This window comes from Roseinatronobacter alkalisoli, assembly GCF_028745735.1.
GTDB classification, from domain to species: domain Bacteria; phylum Pseudomonadota; class Alphaproteobacteria; order Rhodobacterales; family Rhodobacteraceae; genus Roseinatronobacter; species Roseinatronobacter alkalisoli.
In genome coordinates this window covers 232,014-249,974 of the sequence record NZ_JAQZSM010000003.1, presented here as the reverse complement: position 1 = coordinate 249,974, position 17,961 = coordinate 232,014, and the positions used below count along the sequence as shown (strand labels likewise).

Annotated in this window: 17 protein-coding genes; 15 read left to right on the top strand and 2 right to left on the bottom strand. The window is 60.7% G+C overall.

Features of this window, described 5'->3' with window-relative positions:
* The first annotated feature begins 64 nt into the window (after positions 1–64).
* The 5 genes from ctrA (at position 65) to gluQRS (ending at position 7,879) form a co-directional block, all read left to right on the top strand.
* A complete protein-coding gene (ctrA, locus tag PUT78_RS05390; protein ID WP_274351153.1) occupies positions 65–781 on the top strand; it encodes a response regulator transcription factor CtrA in 717 nt (238 codons plus the stop codon).
* Positions 782–1,097: 316 nt separating this feature from the next.
* Positions 1,098–3,218, top strand: coding sequence for an NAD-dependent DNA ligase LigA (ligA, locus tag PUT78_RS05385; RefSeq protein ID WP_274351152.1), 2,121 nt, complete (start codon positions 1,098–1,100; stop codon positions 3,216–3,218).
* Between the two features lies 1 nt (position 3,219).
* Complete coding sequence (gene recG, locus PUT78_RS05380; protein WP_274351151.1) at positions 3,220–5,310, top strand: ATP-dependent DNA helicase RecG; 2,091 nt, start codon at positions 3,220–3,222, stop codon at positions 5,308–5,310.
* A 381-nt stretch (positions 5,311–5,691) separates the two neighbouring features.
* Positions 5,692–7,041, top strand: a complete 1,350-nt coding sequence (trmFO, locus tag PUT78_RS05375; protein ID WP_274351150.1) for a methylenetetrahydrofolate--tRNA-(uracil(54)-C(5))-methyltransferase (FADH(2)-oxidizing) TrmFO — start codon at positions 5,692–5,694, stop codon at positions 7,039–7,041.
* Entirely contained in the window at positions 7,031–7,879 is an 849-nt protein-coding gene (gene gluQRS / locus PUT78_RS05370) for a tRNA glutamyl-Q(34) synthetase GluQRS (protein ID WP_274351149.1), read from the top strand. The genes trmFO and gluQRS overlap by 11 nt, the downstream gene beginning before the upstream one ends.
* Here gluQRS and hisI read toward each other — a convergent pair.
* Positions 7,869–8,231: a phosphoribosyl-AMP cyclohydrolase gene (hisI, locus tag PUT78_RS05365; RefSeq protein WP_274351148.1), complete on the bottom strand. Its 363-nt coding sequence runs from the start codon at positions 8,229–8,231 to the stop codon at positions 7,869–7,871. The genes gluQRS and hisI overlap by 11 nt on opposite strands.
* A 62-nt stretch (positions 8,232–8,293) precedes the next feature.
* On the opposite strand from hisI, the gene PUT78_RS05360 reads away from it, so the two are divergent.
* The 4 genes from PUT78_RS05360 (at position 8,294) to PUT78_RS05345 (ending at position 10,507) form a co-directional block, all read left to right on the top strand.
* Positions 8,294–8,755, top strand: coding sequence for an iron-sulfur cluster assembly scaffold protein (locus PUT78_RS05360; RefSeq protein WP_274351147.1), 462 nt, complete (start codon positions 8,294–8,296; stop codon positions 8,753–8,755).
* A gap of 55 nt (positions 8,756–8,810) precedes the next feature.
* Positions 8,811–9,308, top strand: a complete 498-nt coding sequence (locus PUT78_RS05355) for a GNAT family N-acetyltransferase (RefSeq protein ID WP_274351145.1) — start codon at positions 8,811–8,813, stop codon at positions 9,306–9,308.
* Positions 9,309–9,361: 53 nt separating this feature from the next.
* Positions 9,362–10,045, top strand: coding sequence for a molecular chaperone DjiA (locus tag PUT78_RS05350; protein ID WP_274351144.1), 684 nt, complete (start codon positions 9,362–9,364; stop codon positions 10,043–10,045).
* A gap of 69 nt (positions 10,046–10,114) precedes the next feature.
* On the top strand, positions 10,115–10,507 hold the full coding sequence (locus tag PUT78_RS05345) for a hypothetical protein (RefSeq protein ID WP_274351143.1): 393 nt from the start codon (positions 10,115–10,117) through the stop codon (positions 10,505–10,507).
* On the opposite strand, the gene PUT78_RS05340 is transcribed toward PUT78_RS05345, so the two are convergent.
* On the bottom strand, positions 10,447–12,069 hold the full coding sequence (locus PUT78_RS05340; RefSeq protein WP_274351142.1) for a Ppx/GppA family phosphatase: 1,623 nt from the start codon (positions 12,067–12,069) through the stop codon (positions 10,447–10,449). The genes PUT78_RS05345 and PUT78_RS05340 overlap by 61 nt on opposite strands.
* Positions 12,070–12,292: 223 nt before the next feature.
* Here PUT78_RS05340 and serS point away from each other — a divergent pair, with 223 nt between their 5' ends.
* The 6 genes from serS to PUT78_RS05310 all read left to right on the top strand — a co-directional run bounded on the left by serS (position 12,293) and on the right by PUT78_RS05310 (position 17,903).
* Complete coding sequence (gene serS, locus PUT78_RS05335) at positions 12,293–13,585, top strand: serine--tRNA ligase (protein ID WP_274351140.1); 1,293 nt, start codon at positions 12,293–12,295, stop codon at positions 13,583–13,585.
* Positions 13,586–13,742: 157 nt separating this feature from the next.
* A complete protein-coding gene (locus PUT78_RS05330) occupies positions 13,743–13,889 on the top strand; it encodes a hypothetical protein (RefSeq protein WP_274351138.1) in 147 nt (48 codons plus the stop codon).
* 137 nt (positions 13,890–14,026) lie between these two features.
* Positions 14,027–14,365, top strand: a complete 339-nt coding sequence (locus PUT78_RS05325; RefSeq protein ID WP_274351137.1) for a TfoX/Sxy family protein — start codon at positions 14,027–14,029, stop codon at positions 14,363–14,365.
* Positions 14,366–14,369: 4 nt separating this feature from the next.
* Complete coding sequence (locus PUT78_RS05320) at positions 14,370–14,879, top strand: transglycosylase SLT domain-containing protein (RefSeq protein WP_274351136.1); 510 nt, start codon at positions 14,370–14,372, stop codon at positions 14,877–14,879.
* 228 nt (positions 14,880–15,107) lie between these two features.
* Positions 15,108–17,087 carry a protein meaA gene (locus tag PUT78_RS05315; protein WP_274351135.1) on the top strand — a complete coding sequence of 660 codons (1,980 nt, stop codon included), beginning with the start codon at positions 15,108–15,110 and terminating at the stop codon, positions 17,085–17,087.
* 204 nt (positions 17,088–17,291) lie between these two features.
* The gene (locus PUT78_RS05310) at positions 17,292–17,903 is read left to right on the top strand and encodes a LysE/ArgO family amino acid transporter (protein ID WP_274351243.1); all 612 of its coding nucleotides are present in this window, start codon (positions 17,292–17,294) and stop codon (positions 17,901–17,903) included.
* The last annotated feature ends 58 nt before the right edge of the window (positions 17,904–17,961 follow it).

The window sequence follows — 17,961 nt, the reverse complement described above, 5'->3', positions numbered from 1 at the left end:
TTCGGTAACATAGAATTAACGAATTTGGATAAATGTGGTGGAAGCGGCGATAAAGGAGAACCTCATGCGCGTTTTGCTCGTTGAAGACGACCCCACCACATCAAGAAGCATAGAACTGATGCTCACGCATTCCAATTTCAATGTGTATTGTACCGATATGGGCGAAGAGGCGATCGAACTTAGCAAGATTTATGACTATGACCTTATTTTGCTGGACCTGAACCTGCCCGACCTTGGTGGTCTTGATGTGCTGCGTCAGATCCGTCTGTCGCGGGTGGACACGCCGATCCTGATCCTTACAGGTGATTCCGATACCGACACCAAGCTGCGCGGTTTCGGCGGCGGCGCAGATGATTACCTGACCAAACCCTTCCATCGCGAAGAACTGGTCGCGCGCATCCATGCTATTGTCCGCCGCAGCCAGGGGCATGCGCAATCGGTTATTCGTACCGGCAAGGTGGCCGTCAATCTGGACGCCAAGACCGTCGAAGTGGATGGAAAGGTCGTGCATCTGACCGGCAAGGAATATCAGATGCTGGAACTCCTCAGCTTGCGCAAGGGCACTACGCTGACCAAGGAAATGTTCCTCAATCATCTGTATGGCGGCATGGATGAACCTGAACTGAAGATCATTGACGTCTTTATCTGCAAATTGCGCAAGAAACTTGTCGAAGCCACCGATGGCGAAAATTATATCGAAACCGTCTGGGGGCGCGGCTATGTGCTGCGCGATCCGGCGGCGCTGTCGGACCCTGCACCCATCAAGGCCATGACCGCCTGAACCACGCCTGCGCAGAATCAGGAACAGGTTTTGCACCTGCCGCACCCATGATGCCAAGCTGCGCGAGAGTATGCCGCGCAACAAAGCAGGAACCGGTTTTCTGCGTCCTGGACATGCGAAAGAGCACGGCGCGTGAATGTGGATGAACGTGACCTGCGTCAGCGGTGGCCGCACAATACCTGATGAAGGCACTGCCCCCTGCCGGTTTCTTGCCCCGGCGTCTTCGGGCTGGACCTGTCGGCCCGCGCCGCCTATCACATGGCTTGCAGAAGATGATGGTCAATGCGGGGGAAAGGCAGTGTCCGGCACGTCAAAAATGGACAGCAGTCAGGCTGTCCCTGTCGCTGAACTGACAAAAGCGCAGGCGCAGCAGGAACTGGCCCACCTGGCCGATCTGCTGAACCGGGCGAATACCGCCTATCACCGCGATGATGCCCCGCTCATGACTGATGCGGAATTTGACGCATTGCGATTGCGCAACGCCGCTATCGAAACGCGGTTTCCTGATCTGGTCCGCCAAGACAGCCCGACAACCCTTGTTGGTGCAGCGCCCGCTGCGGGTTTTGGCAAAATCCGGCATACGCAACGCATGCTGTCACTGGCAAACGCATTTTCCACAGAGGATGTTGAAGATTTTGTTGCCGGTATCCGCCGATTCCTGGGCCAGCCTGCGGACCATGCGCTTGCCTTCACCGCTGAACCCAAGATTGACGGGCTGTCGCTGTCATTGCGCTATGAACAGGGGCGGCTGGTCTATGCGGCCACGCGGGGTGACGGCGCGGAAGGCGAAGATGTGACCGCGAATGCACGCACCATCGCCGATATTCCGCAAACGCTGCGGGACTGTCCTGATATTCTGGAAATCCGTGGCGAAGTTTACATGACCCACGCTGATTTCGCTGCGCTGAATGCCCGGCAGCAGGATAGCGGGGGCAAGGTTTTCGCCAATCCCCGCAACGCGGCGGCGGGGTCACTGCGGCAACTGGATGCCGCGATCACCCGCGCCCGCCCGCTGCGGTTCTTTGCCTATTCCTGGGGTGCGATATCTGACATGCTGGCGGATACGCAAATGGGTGCGATCCGGCGGATGGCACAACTCGGCTTCTGCACGAATCCGCAAACCCACCTGTGCGATAACGTGCCGGACATGCTGCGCGCATATGCGGATATCGAATCCCAGCGCGCCAGTCTGGGATATGACATTGATGGTGTTGTTTACAAACTGAACGATCTGGCGCTGCAGGACCGGCTTGGTCTGCGGTCCACCACACCGCGCTGGGCGATCGCACATAAATTCCCCGCAGAACGCGCCTGGACCCGGCTGGAGGCCATCGAAATTCAGGTCGGGCGCACCGGGGCCTTGTCGCCGGTTGCGCGGCTGGCCCCTGTCACTGTCGGCGGGGTGGTCGTGTCCAACGCCACATTGCACAACGAAGATTACATCATGGGCCGCGACTCGCGTGGCACCGCCCTACGCGAAGGGCGCGACATTCGCGAAGGGGATTGGGTAGAGGTATACCGCGCCGGTGATGTGATCCCGAAAATCCGCGATGTCGATCTGACCCGGCGCCCCGCATCCGCCCCCGCCTATGTATTTCCAGATACCTGCCCGGAATGCGGCAGCCCCGCCCTGCGCGAACCCGGCGATTCGGTGCGCCGCTGCACAGGTGGCATGATCTGCCCCGCGCAGGCGGTTGAACGGCTGAAGCATTTCGTCAGCCGCGCGGCCTTTGACATCGAAGGGCTGGGCGCAAAACAGGTGGAAAGTTTCTGGCGCGATGGCTGGATTGCTACGCCGAAGGATATCTTCACACTGAAGGACCGCTTTGGCCCGGGCCAGCCGCGACAGTTGAAAAACCGCGAAGGCTGGGGCGAAAAATCTGCCAGTAACCTGTTTGCGGCCATTGACGAAAAGCGGGAAATTCCCCTTGCGCGTTTCATGTTTTCGCTGGGCATCCGGCATGTGGGCGAAGCGACTGCCAGCATGCTGGCCAACCATTTCGGCACATGGGAGGCGCTGCGCAAGGGGCTGACGGACGCGCAAGACCCCGAAAGCGCTGCGCGCGCGGAACTCCTGTCGATTGACGGTGTGGGCGAGGTGATGGCGACATCGCTGGTCACCGGATTCACCGCCGAAGGCCGGGAGCTGGACGCCCTGGCCGCGTTGCTGAACATCATGCCAGCCGAAGCGCGGGCCAGTGACAGCCCCGTCGCCGGCAAGACGCTGGTTTTCACCGGCTCGCTGGAAAAAATGACCCGGGCCGAGGCCAAGGCCCGCGCCGAATCCCTCGGCGCAAAGGTGGCGGGGTCGGTTTCGGCCAAAACCGATTTGCTGATCGCGGGGCCAGGTGCGGGGTCCAAGGCGAAGAAAGCCGCAGATCTGGGCATAGAGGTGATTAACGAAGATGAGTGGCTTTCGATGATCGGCGCGGTCTGACATGGCGGCACGACCCGAAATTCTGTTTCCGCTTTTCGCCGGGCTGGAAATACTGGACGGGATCGGCCCGAAAACAGCCAAAAATTTCGCGGCGCTGCATATCGGCACCCCGCGTGATTTACTGTTTCATCTGCCGCATGCGCTGATCGACCGGTCGCGCCGCGCGTCCATCCGCGGGCTGGATTTTCCCGGCACGGCCACTGTCGAAGTGACAGTCATGGCCCATCACCCGCCGCGCAGCCGCGGCAAACCCTACCGCGTGCAGGTGCGCGATGACGCGCAGGAATTTCAGTTGGTTTTCTTCCACGCGCGGGGGGAATATCTGCAAAAACTGTTGCCAACAGGGCAGCGGCGGCTGGTATCGGGCAAACTGGAACTGTTCGATGGCATGGCGCAGATGGTTCATCCCGATCATGTGCTGCATCCGGATGAGGCGGAAAACCTGCCATCGGTGGAACCTGTCTATGCGTTATGCGCGGGCGTTACCCAGAAGCTGATCGCCAGGGCGGCGGCGGCGGCCCTGACCCGCGCGCCGCAACTTGCGGAATGGATTGATCCTGCGCTTCTGGTGCGCGAAGGGTGGCCCGACTGGCAGACCGCAATCATTGCAGCGCATGCGCCCGGAACCCTGTCTGACGTGTTGCCGAACGCACCGGCACGGACCCGTCTGGCCTATGATGAATTTTTCGCCCATCAGATGACATTGGCGCTGGCGCGACTGCGCCAAAGGCGCAAACCGGGGCGGGCCAGTTCCGGCGATGGGGCGTTGCGCGACCGGGTTCTGGCGGCGCTGGATTACCGCCCCACAGGCGCGCAAACCCGCGCGATTGCGGAAATTGCAGCGGATATGGCCGCGCCTGTCCGGATGAACCGGTTGTTGCAGGGCGATGTCGGCGCGGGCAAGACGCTGGTGGCGCTGATGGCGCTGCTGATCGCGGTTGAAGCGGGCGGGCAGGGCGTCATGATGGCCCCGACCGAAATTCTGGCACGCCAGCATCTGGAAAGCCTGCGGCCGCTGGCGGAAATGGCGGGGGTCAGTCTTGCCCTGCTGACCGGGCGCGACAAAGCATCCGAGCGCGCGCAGAAGCTGGATGCGCTGGCCAATGGCCGCATCCAGATTCTTGTGGGCACGCATGCTGTGTTCCAGAAAGGTGTCGAATTCGCCGATCTGCGCCTTGCGGTTGTTGATGAACAACACCGTTTCGGAGTGGCACAACGCGCGGCCCTTGCCGCCAAGGGCGTGGGCGCGGATGTGCTGGTCATGACCGCAACGCCCATTCCACGGTCACTGGCGTTGGCGCAATATGGCGATATGGATGTGTCGGTGCTGGATGAAAAACCGCCCGGGCGCAAACCCGTCCGCACTGCGCTTGTGTCCACCGCGCGCATGGATGAAGTGGTGGCCCATCTGCGCCAGGCCATCGCAGAGGGGCGGCAGGCCTATTGGGTCTGCCCGCTGGTCGAGGAATCGGAGCTTGTCAACCTGACGGCGGCACAGTCGCGGTTCGAATACTTGCGCGCTGCCTTGGGTGAGGGGGCTGTGGGGCTGGTGCATGGCCAGTTGCCCCCCGCCGAAAAGGACGCAGCGATGGCCGGTTTCGTGGCGGGACGCACCCAGCTTCTGGTGGCAACAACGGTCATCGAAGTGGGGGTGAATGTGCCCAATGCCTCGATCATGGTGATCGAACGCGCCGAAAGTTTTGGTCTTGCGCAATTGCACCAGTTGCGCGGGCGTGTGGGGCGGGGCAGCGCGGAATCCACCTGCCTGCTGATGTATGAAGCACCCTTGGGCGAAACCGCCGCGCGCCGCCTGAAACTGTTGCGCGACACTGAAGACGGGTTTCGCATTGCAGAAGAAGATATGGCAATTCGCGGCGCGGGCGATCTGATCGGAACGGCGCAATCGGGCCTGCCACGGTTTCGGGTGGCCGATATGGAACGTCAGGCGGCACTGATGGCCACGGCCCAGACGGATGTGCGCAAACTGCTGGCCGATGACCCCGAATTACGCAGCCCGCGCGGGCAGGCCGCGCGCGTGGCCCTGTGGCTGATGGAGCAGGACAAGGCGATCAAATACCTTTCTGTTGGATAGTGCCGTTGATAGGTGTTCCGATTTTGTTCTTGACAACATGCAGAACAAATGAGAACAAATGGTCAACACAACAGATGGAGGGTGCCATGTTCCGCTTTCAGTCCCAATCTGACCACCATGCCTTCTGGCAGGATCTGGCCGGGGGCGTTGCCCTGACGGTTCTGGTTCTGGCCACGCTTCATCTGCCTTTGTTTGCCTGAACTGCTTGCGGGTCAGTCCGCCGCGCGATCTGCGCACCGTCCCGTGCCCCCGTCGCGTTTCTGACCCTGACTGCCGCCGCCATGGTGTCCCCATGCGCGGCGGTTTTTTCTTTTCTGGGGATTTGCCAAACCGGTCCGGGCTGTCTATCTGGGGCACGAAGCACATGAAGGGGTCGGCAGAATGACGCAGTTGCATATCATCGGTGGCGGCATGGCCGGATCAGAGGCCGCATGGCAGGCCGCAGGGCAGGGCGTGCAGGTGGTAATTCATGAAATGCGCCCGCAAACCGGCACATTCGCGCATCAGACGGAATATCTGGCTGAAATGGTGTGTTCGAATTCCTTTCGCTCGGATGATGATGAACAGAACGCGGTCGGCTTGCTGCATTGGGAAATGCGCGCAGCAGGCGGGCTGATCATGGATATGGCCGACCGGCATGCATTGCCCGCCGGGGGTGCATTGGCGGTAGACCGCGATGCATTTGCCCGCGCAGTGACGGAACACTTGCTGGCGCATCCCAATATCCGGCTGGAACGCGGGGAAATCAGCGCATTGCCCGATCAGGGGCAGTGGATTATTGCGACTGGCCCGCTGACATCCGGTGCGTTGGCCGAAGCGATTGCGCAGGAAACTGGTGCCACCGCGCTTGCGTTTTTCGACGCGATTGCACCGATTGTCTATTTCGACACCATCGATTTGTCCAAGGCGTGGTTCCAGTCGCGCTATGACAAGGGCGAGACGGAAGAACAGCGCACAGCCTATCTGAACTGCCCGATGGATCGCGATCAGTATGAGGCTTTCATTGACGCGCTTCTGGCCGCCGACAAGACCGAATTCCACGAGGGGGAAACCGCGCAATATTTCGATGGCTGCCTGCCGATTGAGGTGATGGCAGAACGCGGGCGTGAAACCCTGCGCCACGGGCCGATGAAACCTGTGGGCCTGACAAACCCGCATGCCCCCGACAAGAAACCCCATGCGGTCGTGCAACTGCGCCGCGACAATGCACTGGGGACGCTTTACAATATCGTCGGCTTTCAGACTAAGATGAAGTATGGCGCGCAGGCATCTGTTTTTAAAATGATTCCGGGGCTAGAGGATGCATCATTTGCACGTCTTGGCGGGATTCACCGCAATACGTTTCTGAATTCGCCCACCCTGTTGGATGAGCAGCTTCGCCTGCGCTCGCGTCCCAATATCCGGTTCGCGGGACAGATTACCGGCGTCGAAGGATATGTTGAATCCGCCGCCATGGGGCTGTTGGCGGGGCGTCTGGCTGCGGGCGATCTGTTGGGGCGGCCCGTCAGCGCGCCACCGCGTGAAACGGCCATGGGCGCGCTTGTTCATCACATCACCGGCGGGGCAGAGGCGAAAACCTTTCAGCCGATGAATGTGAATTTCGGCCTGTTCCCCCCGATTGATGCCAAGGGTGGGCGGCGCGGGCGGCGCGACCGCTACAAAGCCTATACCGACCGCGCCAAACTGGCCTTTTCCGATTGGCTGGCAGGCCAGAAACGCGATGCGGCCTGAAGGGCGCATCACCCGCTTCGCGCCGTCACCCACCGGCCCGCTGCATCTGGGGCATGCCTATTCGGCGTTGATTGCGGCGGAACGCAGCGGGCCGGGGCAATTCCTGCTGCGGATCGAGGATATCGACCAAAATCGCTGCCGCACAGCGTTCGAGGCGCAGATTTTTGATGATCTGCGCTGGTTGGGGTTGCGCTGGCCCCTTCCGGTGATGCGCCAATCCGACCGCTTGCCAGCCTACAGTGCGGCCTTGGAAAAACTCGCCCGTCTGGGGGTGCTTTATCCCTGCATCTGCACACGCGGTGACATTCGCGCCGCCTTGTCCGCCCCGCAGGAAGGGGTGCCGGTTATCGGGCCGGACGGGGTGGTCTATCCCGGCACCTGTCGCGGACGGGACATCGCGCAGGCGGGCGCGAATGACGCGCTGCGTCTGGATATGCGCCGCGCGCTTGGTCTGGCCGGGCAGGTCCGTTTTATGGAAAACGGCCCGCTGCACCATGGCACCCATAGCCCGGATCCTGACTGGATGATTGCTAATATCGGTGATGTGGTGCTGGCGCGGCGCGATATGGGGACAAGCTATCACCTGTCGGTGGTTGTTGATGACGCCGCGCAAGGGATCAGCGAAGTGACCCGTGGCGCGGACCTGTTTGACGCCACGGCCATACACGCGCTGCTTCAGGTATTGCTTGAACTTCCGCGCCCAAGCTACTGGCATCATGACTTAATTCGAGATGAACATGGCAAACGCCTGGCCAAGCGTGATGATGCCCGCGCCATTGCCACTTACCGCGCGGCTGGTGCCACCCCCGCCGATATCCGCGCGATGGTCAGTCTGTAAGCGGCTGCATCAGTTCGGTTTCCACACCATCCCGCACGGCCCGGTAAAAACAGCTTTTGCGGTTGGTGTGACAGGCGGGACCGGTCTGATCAACCATGACCAGCAGGCAATCGCGGTCGCAATCCAGCCGGAAATCGACCAGTTTCTGCACATGCCCGGAGGTTTCACCCTTGATCCAGAAGGACTGGCGCGACCGGGACCAGTAGGTCACCCGTCCCGTGGCCAGTGTTTGCGCGACCGCATCGGCATTCATCCAGGCCATCATCAGCACCTGACCGGTTTCATGATCCTGCGCGATCACGGGAATTAGACCTTTTTCGTCATATGACAGGGTTTGCGGATCGAAAATCATGGGTTATGTCCTGTTCTGGGCGGGCTAGGCATAGCCTGACACAGCACAAAGGAAAACCCGTCTTGAGCGATAATGCCGACCTGATAAAACTGTATTCCGGCCGCATTCTTGCGCTTGCCACGGATATTGCACATCACGCACGGCTGGAAGGGCCGCAGGCCAGTGTCAAGCGCCGTTCGCCGCTTTGCGGGTCTACCGTGACGGTTGATCTGGATATGGCGGATGGGCGCGTCAGCCGGTTCGGGCAGGATGTGAAAGCCTGCGCGCTGGGACAGGCTGCCGCCGCTGTGCTGGGGCAGGTTGTGCTGGGGCGCAGTGCGCAGGAACTGACCCTTGCGCGCGATCAGTTGCGTGCCATGCTGCAGCAGGATGGCCCTGTGCCCGACGCCCCTTTTGACGGATATGAAGTGCTGCAACCCGCGCGGGAATACCGCAACCGTCATGCGTCTATTTTATTGGCGATCGAGGCTGCGGCAGAAGCCGCCTTGACGGCACAGGCCAGCGCGCAGCACACATCCACTTGACGCGGGCAGTACAACGGCGCACAGACGCCGGCGTCTGCAATTCAATAGGCCCGACATGAGTGACCTGACCCTGCGCAATGCCACCCCGGATGATGCCGCGTCTATCTGCGATATCTGGAACCCGATCATCCGGAACACTGTTATCACCTTCAATCCGGTGGAACGTGGCCCTGCTGAAATTACTGCCATGATCGGTGAACGTCAGGCGGGCGGGCATGCGTTCATGCTGGCAGAATCGGGCGGGCGGGTGTTGGGATTCGCCAGCTATGCGCAGTTTCGCGGCGGATTGGGTTATTCCCGCTGCATGGAACACACCATCAACCTGAGTGACGCCGCGCGCGGCAAAGGGGCAGGGCGCGCGCTGTTGCTGGCGCTGGAAGATCATGCGCGCCGTGCTGGCAATCATGTGATGGTCGGTGCCATCACCGCATCAAATACCGCCAGTGTCGGTTTTCATGCGGCATTGGGCTATGAAACTGTCGGGACCATGCCGCAGGTCGGCTGGAAATTCGGGCAGTATCATGATCTTGTGCTGATGCAGAAATTTTTGTGAGTTGCGGCGTTTCGCCTGCTGCATTTCCCCCAACGCCCTGATAGCTTTACCCTATGTCGATCTGGATACGCATCGCTGAAGCGCTGAAAGCACTGGGCAAGGGGGAAAGCCTGAGCGCGGTTTTTGACCGTTTGCGCACGGCCCCCGAACGCAGCGTGGCCTTTACCATTGCAGTGATCGCGCTTGGCGCGAAACTGGCCAAGGCCGACGGGCAGGTCACCCGTGGCGAGGTGGCAACCTTCCGGCGGGTGTTCATCATTGCCCCCGAAGAAGAAGCCAATGCCGCGCGGGTGTTCAATCTGGCGCGGCAGGATGTGGCAGGGTTTGACCTGTATGCCCGTAAGATTGCCAGCATGTTTCCCGCGCGTGATCCGGTGCTGGTGGACCTGATGGAAGGCTTGTTTGAAGTCGCTGTTTCAGACGGCAATTTTCACCCCGCCGAGGAAGAGTTCCTGTCGCAGGTTGCGCAGATATTCGGCCTGTCGGACCGGTGTTTCCGTTGTCTGCGCGCGCGCTATGTGGGCGATGTCGCACCAGACCCGTATGATGTGCTGGAAGTCGCGCCAGATGCGCCGCTTGATGATATCCGCCGCAGTTATCGTCAGGCGGTACGCGACACCCATCCCGACCGCATGGCCGCGCGTGGTGTCCCGCCCGAAGCGGTAAAACTGGCCGAACACCGTCTGCGCGACCTGAACCGCGCATGGGAAGAAATCCAGTCCAGCCGCGCGGCATAAAGGGCCGCGCAAACCCGCGTGACAATGCTGGCTGCATGCCCCGATATGGGATATAATGTAGATATGCGCGTGATCCCGACCATAGTGATATGCCTGTGTCTGACTGCGGCCTTACCGGTTTATGGCGAGGGCCGCGATTCAGCGCCGGAGTCAATGCAGGGTGAGGGTATTTTCGGGCTGATAGAGCGTCTGTTGCGCGATTTCGTCGATCATGCCGATCCCCATATGCGCGAGATGGAACGCAGCCTTGAAGCGGCTGAACCGGAATTGCGCCGCCTACTGGGGCAGTTGCGCGATATGGTGGATTATCATCCGCCCGAAGTGCTGCCCAATGGCGATATTCTGATTAGGCGCAGGCATCCCGCGCCGGATATCGCGGACCCGGATGCGGAAGAACCGGATCAGCCCGCGCCCGCCCCGTCAGAGGGGGCTGAAGGCACCGTTTCACCCTTTGAGCTGTAGCTGCGCCGCACGCGCACTTTCGCTTCGGCGTCCACCTGCTGGGCAAGCGCATGAAAGCGCTGCGCCGCGACTTCGGTGAACAAGTCCTGCATGTCCCGTTCCAGCACCAGTTCCAGCATATGCTTCTTGGGGAAATAGCGCAGCTCGCCCGCGTTTTCCGGCCCCTCCATGGAAAACATGGACCCAAAACGCAATGCACGGCCCAGCATTTTCGCTTCTGCCAGATCCTTCGCAGGCAACAACCCGGCGATTTCCTTGATACGCGGGCGCATGCCGCTGGTCTTGTAGCGATACATCAGTGCAATGCCCAGATAAACCCGCCCCTCATGGTCCAGCCCGCCCAGATTTGCGCGGGTTGATGTGTCGAAACAGGCATCGGCGCGGTAATCGGGATGCGCGCGCCAGTTCACATCATGCAGCAGACAGGCAGCACGGATCAGGCGCAGACGGGCCTCGGGGCGGGTGCGGTAAAGCGGCAGCAGGAAATGATACAGCTTCTTGCCAAAACCGGGCAGGCGCGCACTGGCATGTTCCATGAAATGGCACGCTTCGATCAGCGGGTCGCGCGCGCGCAGGGCATCGGGCATCTGTTCATACAGAATGCCTTCGCGAATTCCATAGCTGGAAACACAGATGAATCGCGGGCTGAAAGTATGGATCAACTGGCGCAATACCTGGGCTGCCAGCGGAACAAGCGACATGCGTTCTGCGGAAATGCCGGTACCGGCGCGCAGGCTGGCCAGATCCTGTTCCGCGATCCAGTCGATGGTCTTGCGCACAGACTTGGGCGTCATAGTGTATTCGTGCAGAACCTTCAGCGGATAGCCGCGCCGTTCCATGTCCAGCCGGGCGATTGCGCGCCATGACCCGCCAACCAGATACAGTGCATCATGATGGCTGCCGACCTGATCGCGCAGGGATTTCAGGATCGTGCTGATATGCTGGCGCAACCCCTTCTTGCCGCCCGCCACCTGTTGCAGCCGGAACGGCCCCAGCGGCGATGTCACGGTCTGGTCTACATGTCGGCCACCCACCACGGCCAGTTCCATGGATGACCCGCCAATATCGCAGACCAGCCCCTGCGCTTCGGGCCAGCCGGTCAGCACGCCCTGCGCCGAAAGGCGGGCTTCTTCCGCGCCATCGATCACGCGCATGCGCAACCCGGTTTCTTTTTCGATCAGGGCCTGAAATTCCGGCCCGTCTTCGGCTTCGCGCATGGCGGCGGTGGCAACCATGGTCAGGTTTGTCATCGCCATGCCCCGCGCCAGCAGGGCAAAGCGTTTTATGGTGGCCAGCGCGCGAACACGCCCTTCAGGGTTCAGCCGACCCGTGGCAACCAGCCCCTTTCCCAGCCCGCAAAGCACCTTTTCATTGAAAAAATAGGCAGGTGAGCGTGCTGCGCCGTCAAATACCACCAACCGGACAGAGTTTGACCCGACATCGATAACGCCCACCTGTGACAGGGCGCGGGCAGATGGGTCAGTGAAAACGGGATTGTCGAAAAGACCCGCTTTTGGCGGGGGTGCGTCGTCCGAATCCGGGACGCGCGTATTGCCATCCATGCGGCAGCTCCTGTCTGGCACAATATGGCCGCACTCTACCCGACTGCTGCGCGCGGGGTCAATCACGCAGATGCCGCAGGGCGGGCAGGGGCGCACCGGGGTAAACCTGTGCCCTGTCGCCCCTACCACTTGACGGCGGGATGGGCCATAACGGGTGCGCGCGGGCCGATTCCCCCCTTCCGCGCACGCCATACGCCGCCAGTTACCGAATTGAGAGAAGATCATGCACGACATTCGCGCCATCCGTGAAAACCCCACCGCCTTTGATGCAGGCTTTGCCCGTCGCGGGATGGGGCCGCAGTCGCAGGGAATATTAGCGATAGATCAAGCTCGTCGACTAGCGTTGCATACCGTGGAAACGCAAAAAGCAGAGATGAATTTTGCTGCCAAGGCGATTGGCTCGGCAATGGCAAAAGGTGACAAAGAAGGTGCTGAGGCACTCAAAGCAGGGTTGTCACGCCTCAAACAAGAAATCTCGGAAAATGAAAAGCTAGCGAAGGATGAAGACGCGCGGTTGCGTCAGGTGCTCGAAACCCTGCCGAACCTGCCCCTGGCCGAAGTGCCCGATGGTGCGGATGAAGATGATAATGTCGAACTGAAAACCTGGGGCACGCCGCGCGAATTCGATTTCCAGCCGGTGGAGCATTTTGAAATTGCGGGCATTGCCCCGAATATGGATTTTGCCACAGCGGCAAAACTGTCGGGCTCGCGCTTCGTGGTGCTGCGCGGGGCGGTGGCGCGGGTACATCGCGCGCTGGCGCAGTTCATGACCGATCTGCATGTGGACCAGCACGACCTGACTGAAGTGAACAGCCCCGTTCTGGTGCGTGATGAGGCGATGTATGGCACCGGCCAGTTGCCGAAATTCGCCGAGGACAGCTATCAGACCACCAATGGCTGGTGGCTGATCCCGACATCGGAAGTGACGCTGACAAATTTTGCCGCAGGCGAAATTCTGGATGGTCGCGCGCTGCCATTGCGGTTTTGCGCCCATACGCTGTGCTTCCGGTCCGAAGCGGGCAGTGCGGGCAAGGACACCACCGGCATGTTGCGCCAGCACCAGTTCGAAAAGGTCGAAATGGTGTCGGTCACACATCCCGCTGACAGTCTGGCGGAACATGAACGCATGACGCGCTGCGCCGAAGCGGTGCTGGAAAGGCTGGAACTGCCCTACAGGCGCATTGTGCTGTGCACGGGCGATATGGGGTTTGGAGCGCAGAAAACCCATGACATCGAAGTCTGGGTGCCGGGGCAGGGCAAATACCGCGAGATTTCCAGCGTGTCGGTCTGCGGTGATTTTCAGGCGCGGCGCATGAATGCGCGTTTCCGCCCCGAAGATGGCGGCAAGCCGGAATTCGTGCATACGCTGAACGGGTCAGGTGTGGCGGTCGGGCGCTGCCTGATTGCCGTGCTGGAAAACGGCCAGAGCGCTGATGGCGGCGTTGATCTGCCTGCCGCGCTGCACCGTTATCTGGGGGGTAGGACTCGCATCACCCCAACGGGGGATCTGGTCTGACCACAGACCTGCCTGAACCGCAGCATACTGTTGCGCGATGGCATCAGTCGCGGCGTTGGTTGCGCTAACGTCGCGAATTACACCTGCATATGCCCGAATTTGGCCCGCTTTGCCCGGCCTGATCAACCTGTTGTTAATTTTATCAAGGACAGGTGCCATGCGTACAATTCCCACCCCAACCCCTGCAACCACCAAGCGCCCCGGCGCGGCCCCCGGTATCAGCGCTGATATGCGCCCCGGCCACCCGCGCAATGCCGCCACACAAAAGCCCGTGACACGCTTTAGCGACTGGGCGCTGATCTGAACGCTCAGGCCAGTTCCCGCTTATATGGCCCTGTTTCGCGGCAGGGACAGCGCAAAGACACTTTGCGCGGGCGCAATGCTTTGCTAAGGAAGTGCAGGATGTGACCGTAACCCGGCACGCAGCACATTGCCCCGACCATGCCAACGCCGATTTCATCGATCCGCAATCTCGGCCCCGCGATGGAGGCCTCGTTTGCGCGTGTGGGCATCAACAATGCCGAAGAATTACGCAACCTGGGCTGTGACGCCGCCTATGCGCGGCTGCTGCAATCGGGCGTGCGGCCGCATTTCATTGCCTATTACGTTCTGGAAATGGGCTTGCAGGGCCGCCCCTGGAATGATTGCAAGGGCGAAGAAAAGCGTCGCCTGCGGGTGCGTTTTGACGCGCTGAAAGAAGAACACTGTCCGAAAACATTGCCGATTGACGCCGCGCTTGATGCGCTTGGCGTGATTACGGCCCCCATACGTCAGGATTGACCGCATGCCACGTATTTTTCTTATGATCGGTGTTGTGCTGGCGCTGGCAGCCTGCGGTAACTCCAGCCCCGAAGCCACGCGCGCGGTGGGTCCAGGCCATAACCTCTATCCGGGTGAAACACCGCAGATGCGCGCGCTGGTGCGGAAATATGCCGCAAAGCATGACATTCCCGAAGCGTTGCTGCACCGCGTTATCCAACGCGAAAGCGATTACCGCGCCCATGCCCGCAACGGCCCCTATTGGGGGTTGATGCAGATCCTGCCGCAAACCGCGCGGCAGATGGGGTTTCAGGGCGCACCAGAGGATTTGCTGAACGCGGAAGTGAACCTTGAATATGCGGGCCGCTACCTGAAAGGCGCGTGGCTGGTCTCGAATGGCGATATTGACCGGGCGGTCATGTGGTATGCGCGCGGCTATTACTATGAAGCGCGCGACCGCTGCCTGCTGGTCGCAACCGGCCTGCGCGACCGCGAAGTCCGCCGCGACTGCCCGTCCCGGCAGACGCGCGTGTAACAGCGGTTTTCAACCCTCATGATCTTTGCAAACCGGACGGCATGTACACCGATCCGGTCTGTTTTGCTGTGCAAAAAGCAGCACCATATCATGACGGACGTGCAAATTGCCGCGATGCAGCGATTATGCCTTGACATTATCTTGCGCTTAAATCATCCGTTTGGGTAAGAAAGTTGCGCGCACCTTTTGGGGCTGCGCGCCGGACCCGAACTGACCAAAGGTGCCAGGATGACTGACTCTGCAACCGGACCCGCCAAAGACAAACCCTGGCTGTTCCGCACCTATGCGGGCCATTCCACAGCCAAAGCCTCGAACGAACTTTATCGCATGAACCTGTCCAAGGGGCAGACAGGGCTGTCGGTGGCGTTCGATCTGCCCACGCAGACGGGCTATGACAGTGATCACGACCTGGCGCGCGGCGAAGTGGGCAAGGTGGGGGTGCCGGTCTGTCACCTGGGCGATATGCGCATGCTGTTCGACCAGATTCCGCTGGAACAGATGAACACGTCCATGACAATCAACGCGACTGCGCCATGGTTGCTTGCGCTGTATATCGCGGCGGCCGAGGAACAGGGCGCGGATATTTCCAAACTGAATGGTACCGTGCAGAATGACCTGATCAAGGAATATCTGTCGCGCGGCACCTATATCTGCCCACCCGAACCGAGCCTGCGCATGATCACCGATGTCGCGGCCTACACGCGCGAACATCTGCCCAAATGGAACCCGATGAATGTCTGCTCATACCATCTGCAGGAAGCGGGCGCGACACCGCAGCAGGAACTGGCCTTCGCGCTGGCCACGGCCTGCGCAGTGCTTGATGATCTGAAAACCAAGGTTCCGGCGGAACATTTCCCCGTCATGGTCGGGCGGATCAGTTTCTTTGTGAATGCCGGCATCCGCTTTGTGACCGAGATGTGCAAGATGCGCGCTTTCGTGGAATTGTGGGATGAGATTTGCCGCACACGTTACGGGGTCGAGGATGCGAAATACCGCCGCTTCCGCTATGGTGTGCAGGTCAACAGCCTTGGGTTGACGGAACAGCAGCCAGAAAACAATGTCTACCGCATATTGATCGAAGCGTTGGCGGTCACGCTGTCGAAAAACGCGCGCGCGCGCGCCTTGCAGCTTCCGGCATGGAACGAAGCGCTTGGCCTGCCGCGCCCATGGGACCAGCAATGGTCGCTGCGCATGCAGCAGATACTGGCGTTCGAGACTGACCTGCTGGAATATGATGACCTGTTCGACAACAATCCCGCAGTGGACCGCAAGGTGGCGCAACTGGTCGCGGGCGCGCGTGAAGAACTGGCGCGGATTGATGATATGGGCGGCGCGGTCAAGGCGATTGAGTATATGAAATCGCGGCTGGTGGACTCAAACGCCGAACGGATTGCGGGCATTGAAAGCGGCGCGACCGTGGTTGTGGGGGTGAATAAATTCACCACCACTGAGCCATCGCCCTTGACCACCGGTGAAGGGGCGATCATGGTCTGCGACCCTGCGGCAGAAGCAGACCAGATCGCGCGGCTGCATGCCTGGCGCGCGGCGCGTGATGACGGGGCAGTGCGTCAGGCGCTGGCCGATCTGCGCGAGGCGGCGCGTTCCGGCGTCAATGTGATGCCCGCCTCCATCGCGGCGGCGAAGGCGGGGGCGACAACCGGCGAATGGGGCGAAACAATGCGCGCGGCCTTTGGCCAGTATCGCGCGCCAACCGGCGTCAGCCGCGCACAGTCCAACCGCACCGAAGGGCTGGACCCGGTGCGCGATGCCGTGGATGCGGTCAGCAGCAAGCTGGGGCGGCGGCTGAAATTCGTGGTTGGCAAGCCGGGGCTGGACGGGCATTCCAACGGGGCCGAACAGATTGCCGCGCGTGCCCGCGATTGCGGGATGGATATTCACTATGAGGGTATTCGCCTGACCCCGGCTGAAATTGTGACCGCCGCGCGCGATGAAGATGCGCATGTGGTGGGCCTGTCCATTCTGTCGGGGTCGCATATGCCGCTGATGGAAGAACTGATGCACCTTATGCAGGCCGAAGGGCTGGCCCATGTGCCGGTTATTGTGGGCGGAATCATTCCCGAAGATGACGCGGCGAAGTTGCGCGCGATGGGGATCGCGCAGGTCTATACGCCCAAGGATTTCCAGCTGAACCGCATCATGATGGATATTATAGCCTTGGTTGACCCCGCGCCCATCGCGGCGGAGTGATTGTTCCCGAAAAGGGGGGGCCGCCCTTGGGGGGATTGACCCCTCTGCGCGCGGCATTGCCATGGCCACGCCTTCGGTCGGGTCATGCCTGTCCAGCACTGGTTTCGCCGCAAGCGTGACCACCGCTGCGCCGGAATTTGCACTTGAATACCACCCTGCCTTGTCCGATAGCGCTAAAAGCAGGACAGCAGGAGGTGGGACGTGATTGCGGGTTTCATTGCGGGGTTCTTTTCGGGGCTGGGGTTGATTGCGGCGATCGGCGCGCAGAATGCCTTTGTGCTGCGGCAGGGGCTGCGGCGTGAATATGTGGGTATTGTGGTGCTGATCTGCGCAGTCTCGGATGCGGCTCTGGTCGCGATCGGGGTGGCAGGGGCACAGATGATTGCCACCACGCTGCCGGGGTTTCAGCTGATCATGCTATGGGGCGGCGTGGCGTTTCTGACGATCTATGGTGCGTTGCGGTTTCGTGCTGCATGGCGGGGCGGCGAAGCGCTGCGCCCGACAGATGGCGCGCCGGTATCACTGACCCGCGTGGTGGCCATCTGTCTGGCCTTCACCTGGCTGAACCCGCATGTCTATCTGGATACTGTCGCCTTGCTGGGCGCGTTGTCATTGCAATATGCGCCCTGGCAATGGGCCTTCGGGACGGGGGCCATTATTGCATCTTTCGTGTTTTTCGGCGCACTTGGCTATGGAGCGCGATTGTTTGCACCGGTTCTGGCGCGCCCGCGCGCATGGGTTGTGCTGGAAGTTCTGATCGGCGTGATCATGTGGGGGATCGCCATTAAACTGGTGTTGCGCGCCGTCGCGCTGTAGCCGGAGGGCACGAATACCCTTGCTATTTGCGAAATTGGTAATAATACATTACCAATGA

What these genes read in the sequence shown, in the direction of transcription:
- ctrA (WP_274351153.1), top strand. Translation starts at nt 65, where the DNA reads ATGCGCGTTTTGCTCGTTGAAGACGACCCCACCACATCAAGAAGCATA.
- ligA (WP_274351152.1), top strand. Translation starts at nt 1,098, where the DNA reads ATGGACAGCAGTCAGGCTGTCCCTGTCGCTGAACTGACAAAAGCGCAG.
- recG (WP_274351151.1), top strand. Translation starts at nt 3,220, where the DNA reads ATGGCGGCACGACCCGAAATTCTGTTTCCGCTTTTCGCCGGGCTGGAA.
- trmFO (WP_274351150.1), top strand. Translation starts at nt 5,692, where the DNA reads ATGACGCAGTTGCATATCATCGGTGGCGGCATGGCCGGATCAGAGGCC.
- gluQRS (WP_274351149.1), top strand. Translation starts at nt 7,031, where the DNA reads ATGCGGCCTGAAGGGCGCATCACCCGCTTCGCGCCGTCACCCACCGGC.
- hisI (WP_274351148.1), bottom strand. Translation starts at nt 8,231, where the DNA reads ATGATTTTCGATCCGCAAACCCTGTCATATGACGAAAAAGGTCTAATT.
- PUT78_RS05355 (WP_274351145.1), top strand. Translation starts at nt 8,811, where the DNA reads ATGAGTGACCTGACCCTGCGCAATGCCACCCCGGATGATGCCGCGTCT.
- PUT78_RS05350 (WP_274351144.1), top strand. Translation starts at nt 9,362, where the DNA reads ATGTCGATCTGGATACGCATCGCTGAAGCGCTGAAAGCACTGGGCAAG.
- PUT78_RS05340 (WP_274351142.1), bottom strand. Translation starts at nt 12,069, where the DNA reads ATGGATGGCAATACGCGCGTCCCGGATTCGGACGACGCACCCCCGCCA.
- serS (WP_274351140.1), top strand. Translation starts at nt 12,293, where the DNA reads ATGCACGACATTCGCGCCATCCGTGAAAACCCCACCGCCTTTGATGCA.
- PUT78_RS05330 (WP_274351138.1), top strand. Translation starts at nt 13,743, where the DNA reads ATGCGTACAATTCCCACCCCAACCCCTGCAACCACCAAGCGCCCCGGC.
- PUT78_RS05325 (WP_274351137.1), top strand. Translation starts at nt 14,027, where the DNA reads ATGCCAACGCCGATTTCATCGATCCGCAATCTCGGCCCCGCGATGGAG.
- PUT78_RS05320 (WP_274351136.1), top strand. Translation starts at nt 14,370, where the DNA reads ATGCCACGTATTTTTCTTATGATCGGTGTTGTGCTGGCGCTGGCAGCC.
- PUT78_RS05315 (WP_274351135.1), top strand. Translation starts at nt 15,108, where the DNA reads ATGACTGACTCTGCAACCGGACCCGCCAAAGACAAACCCTGGCTGTTC.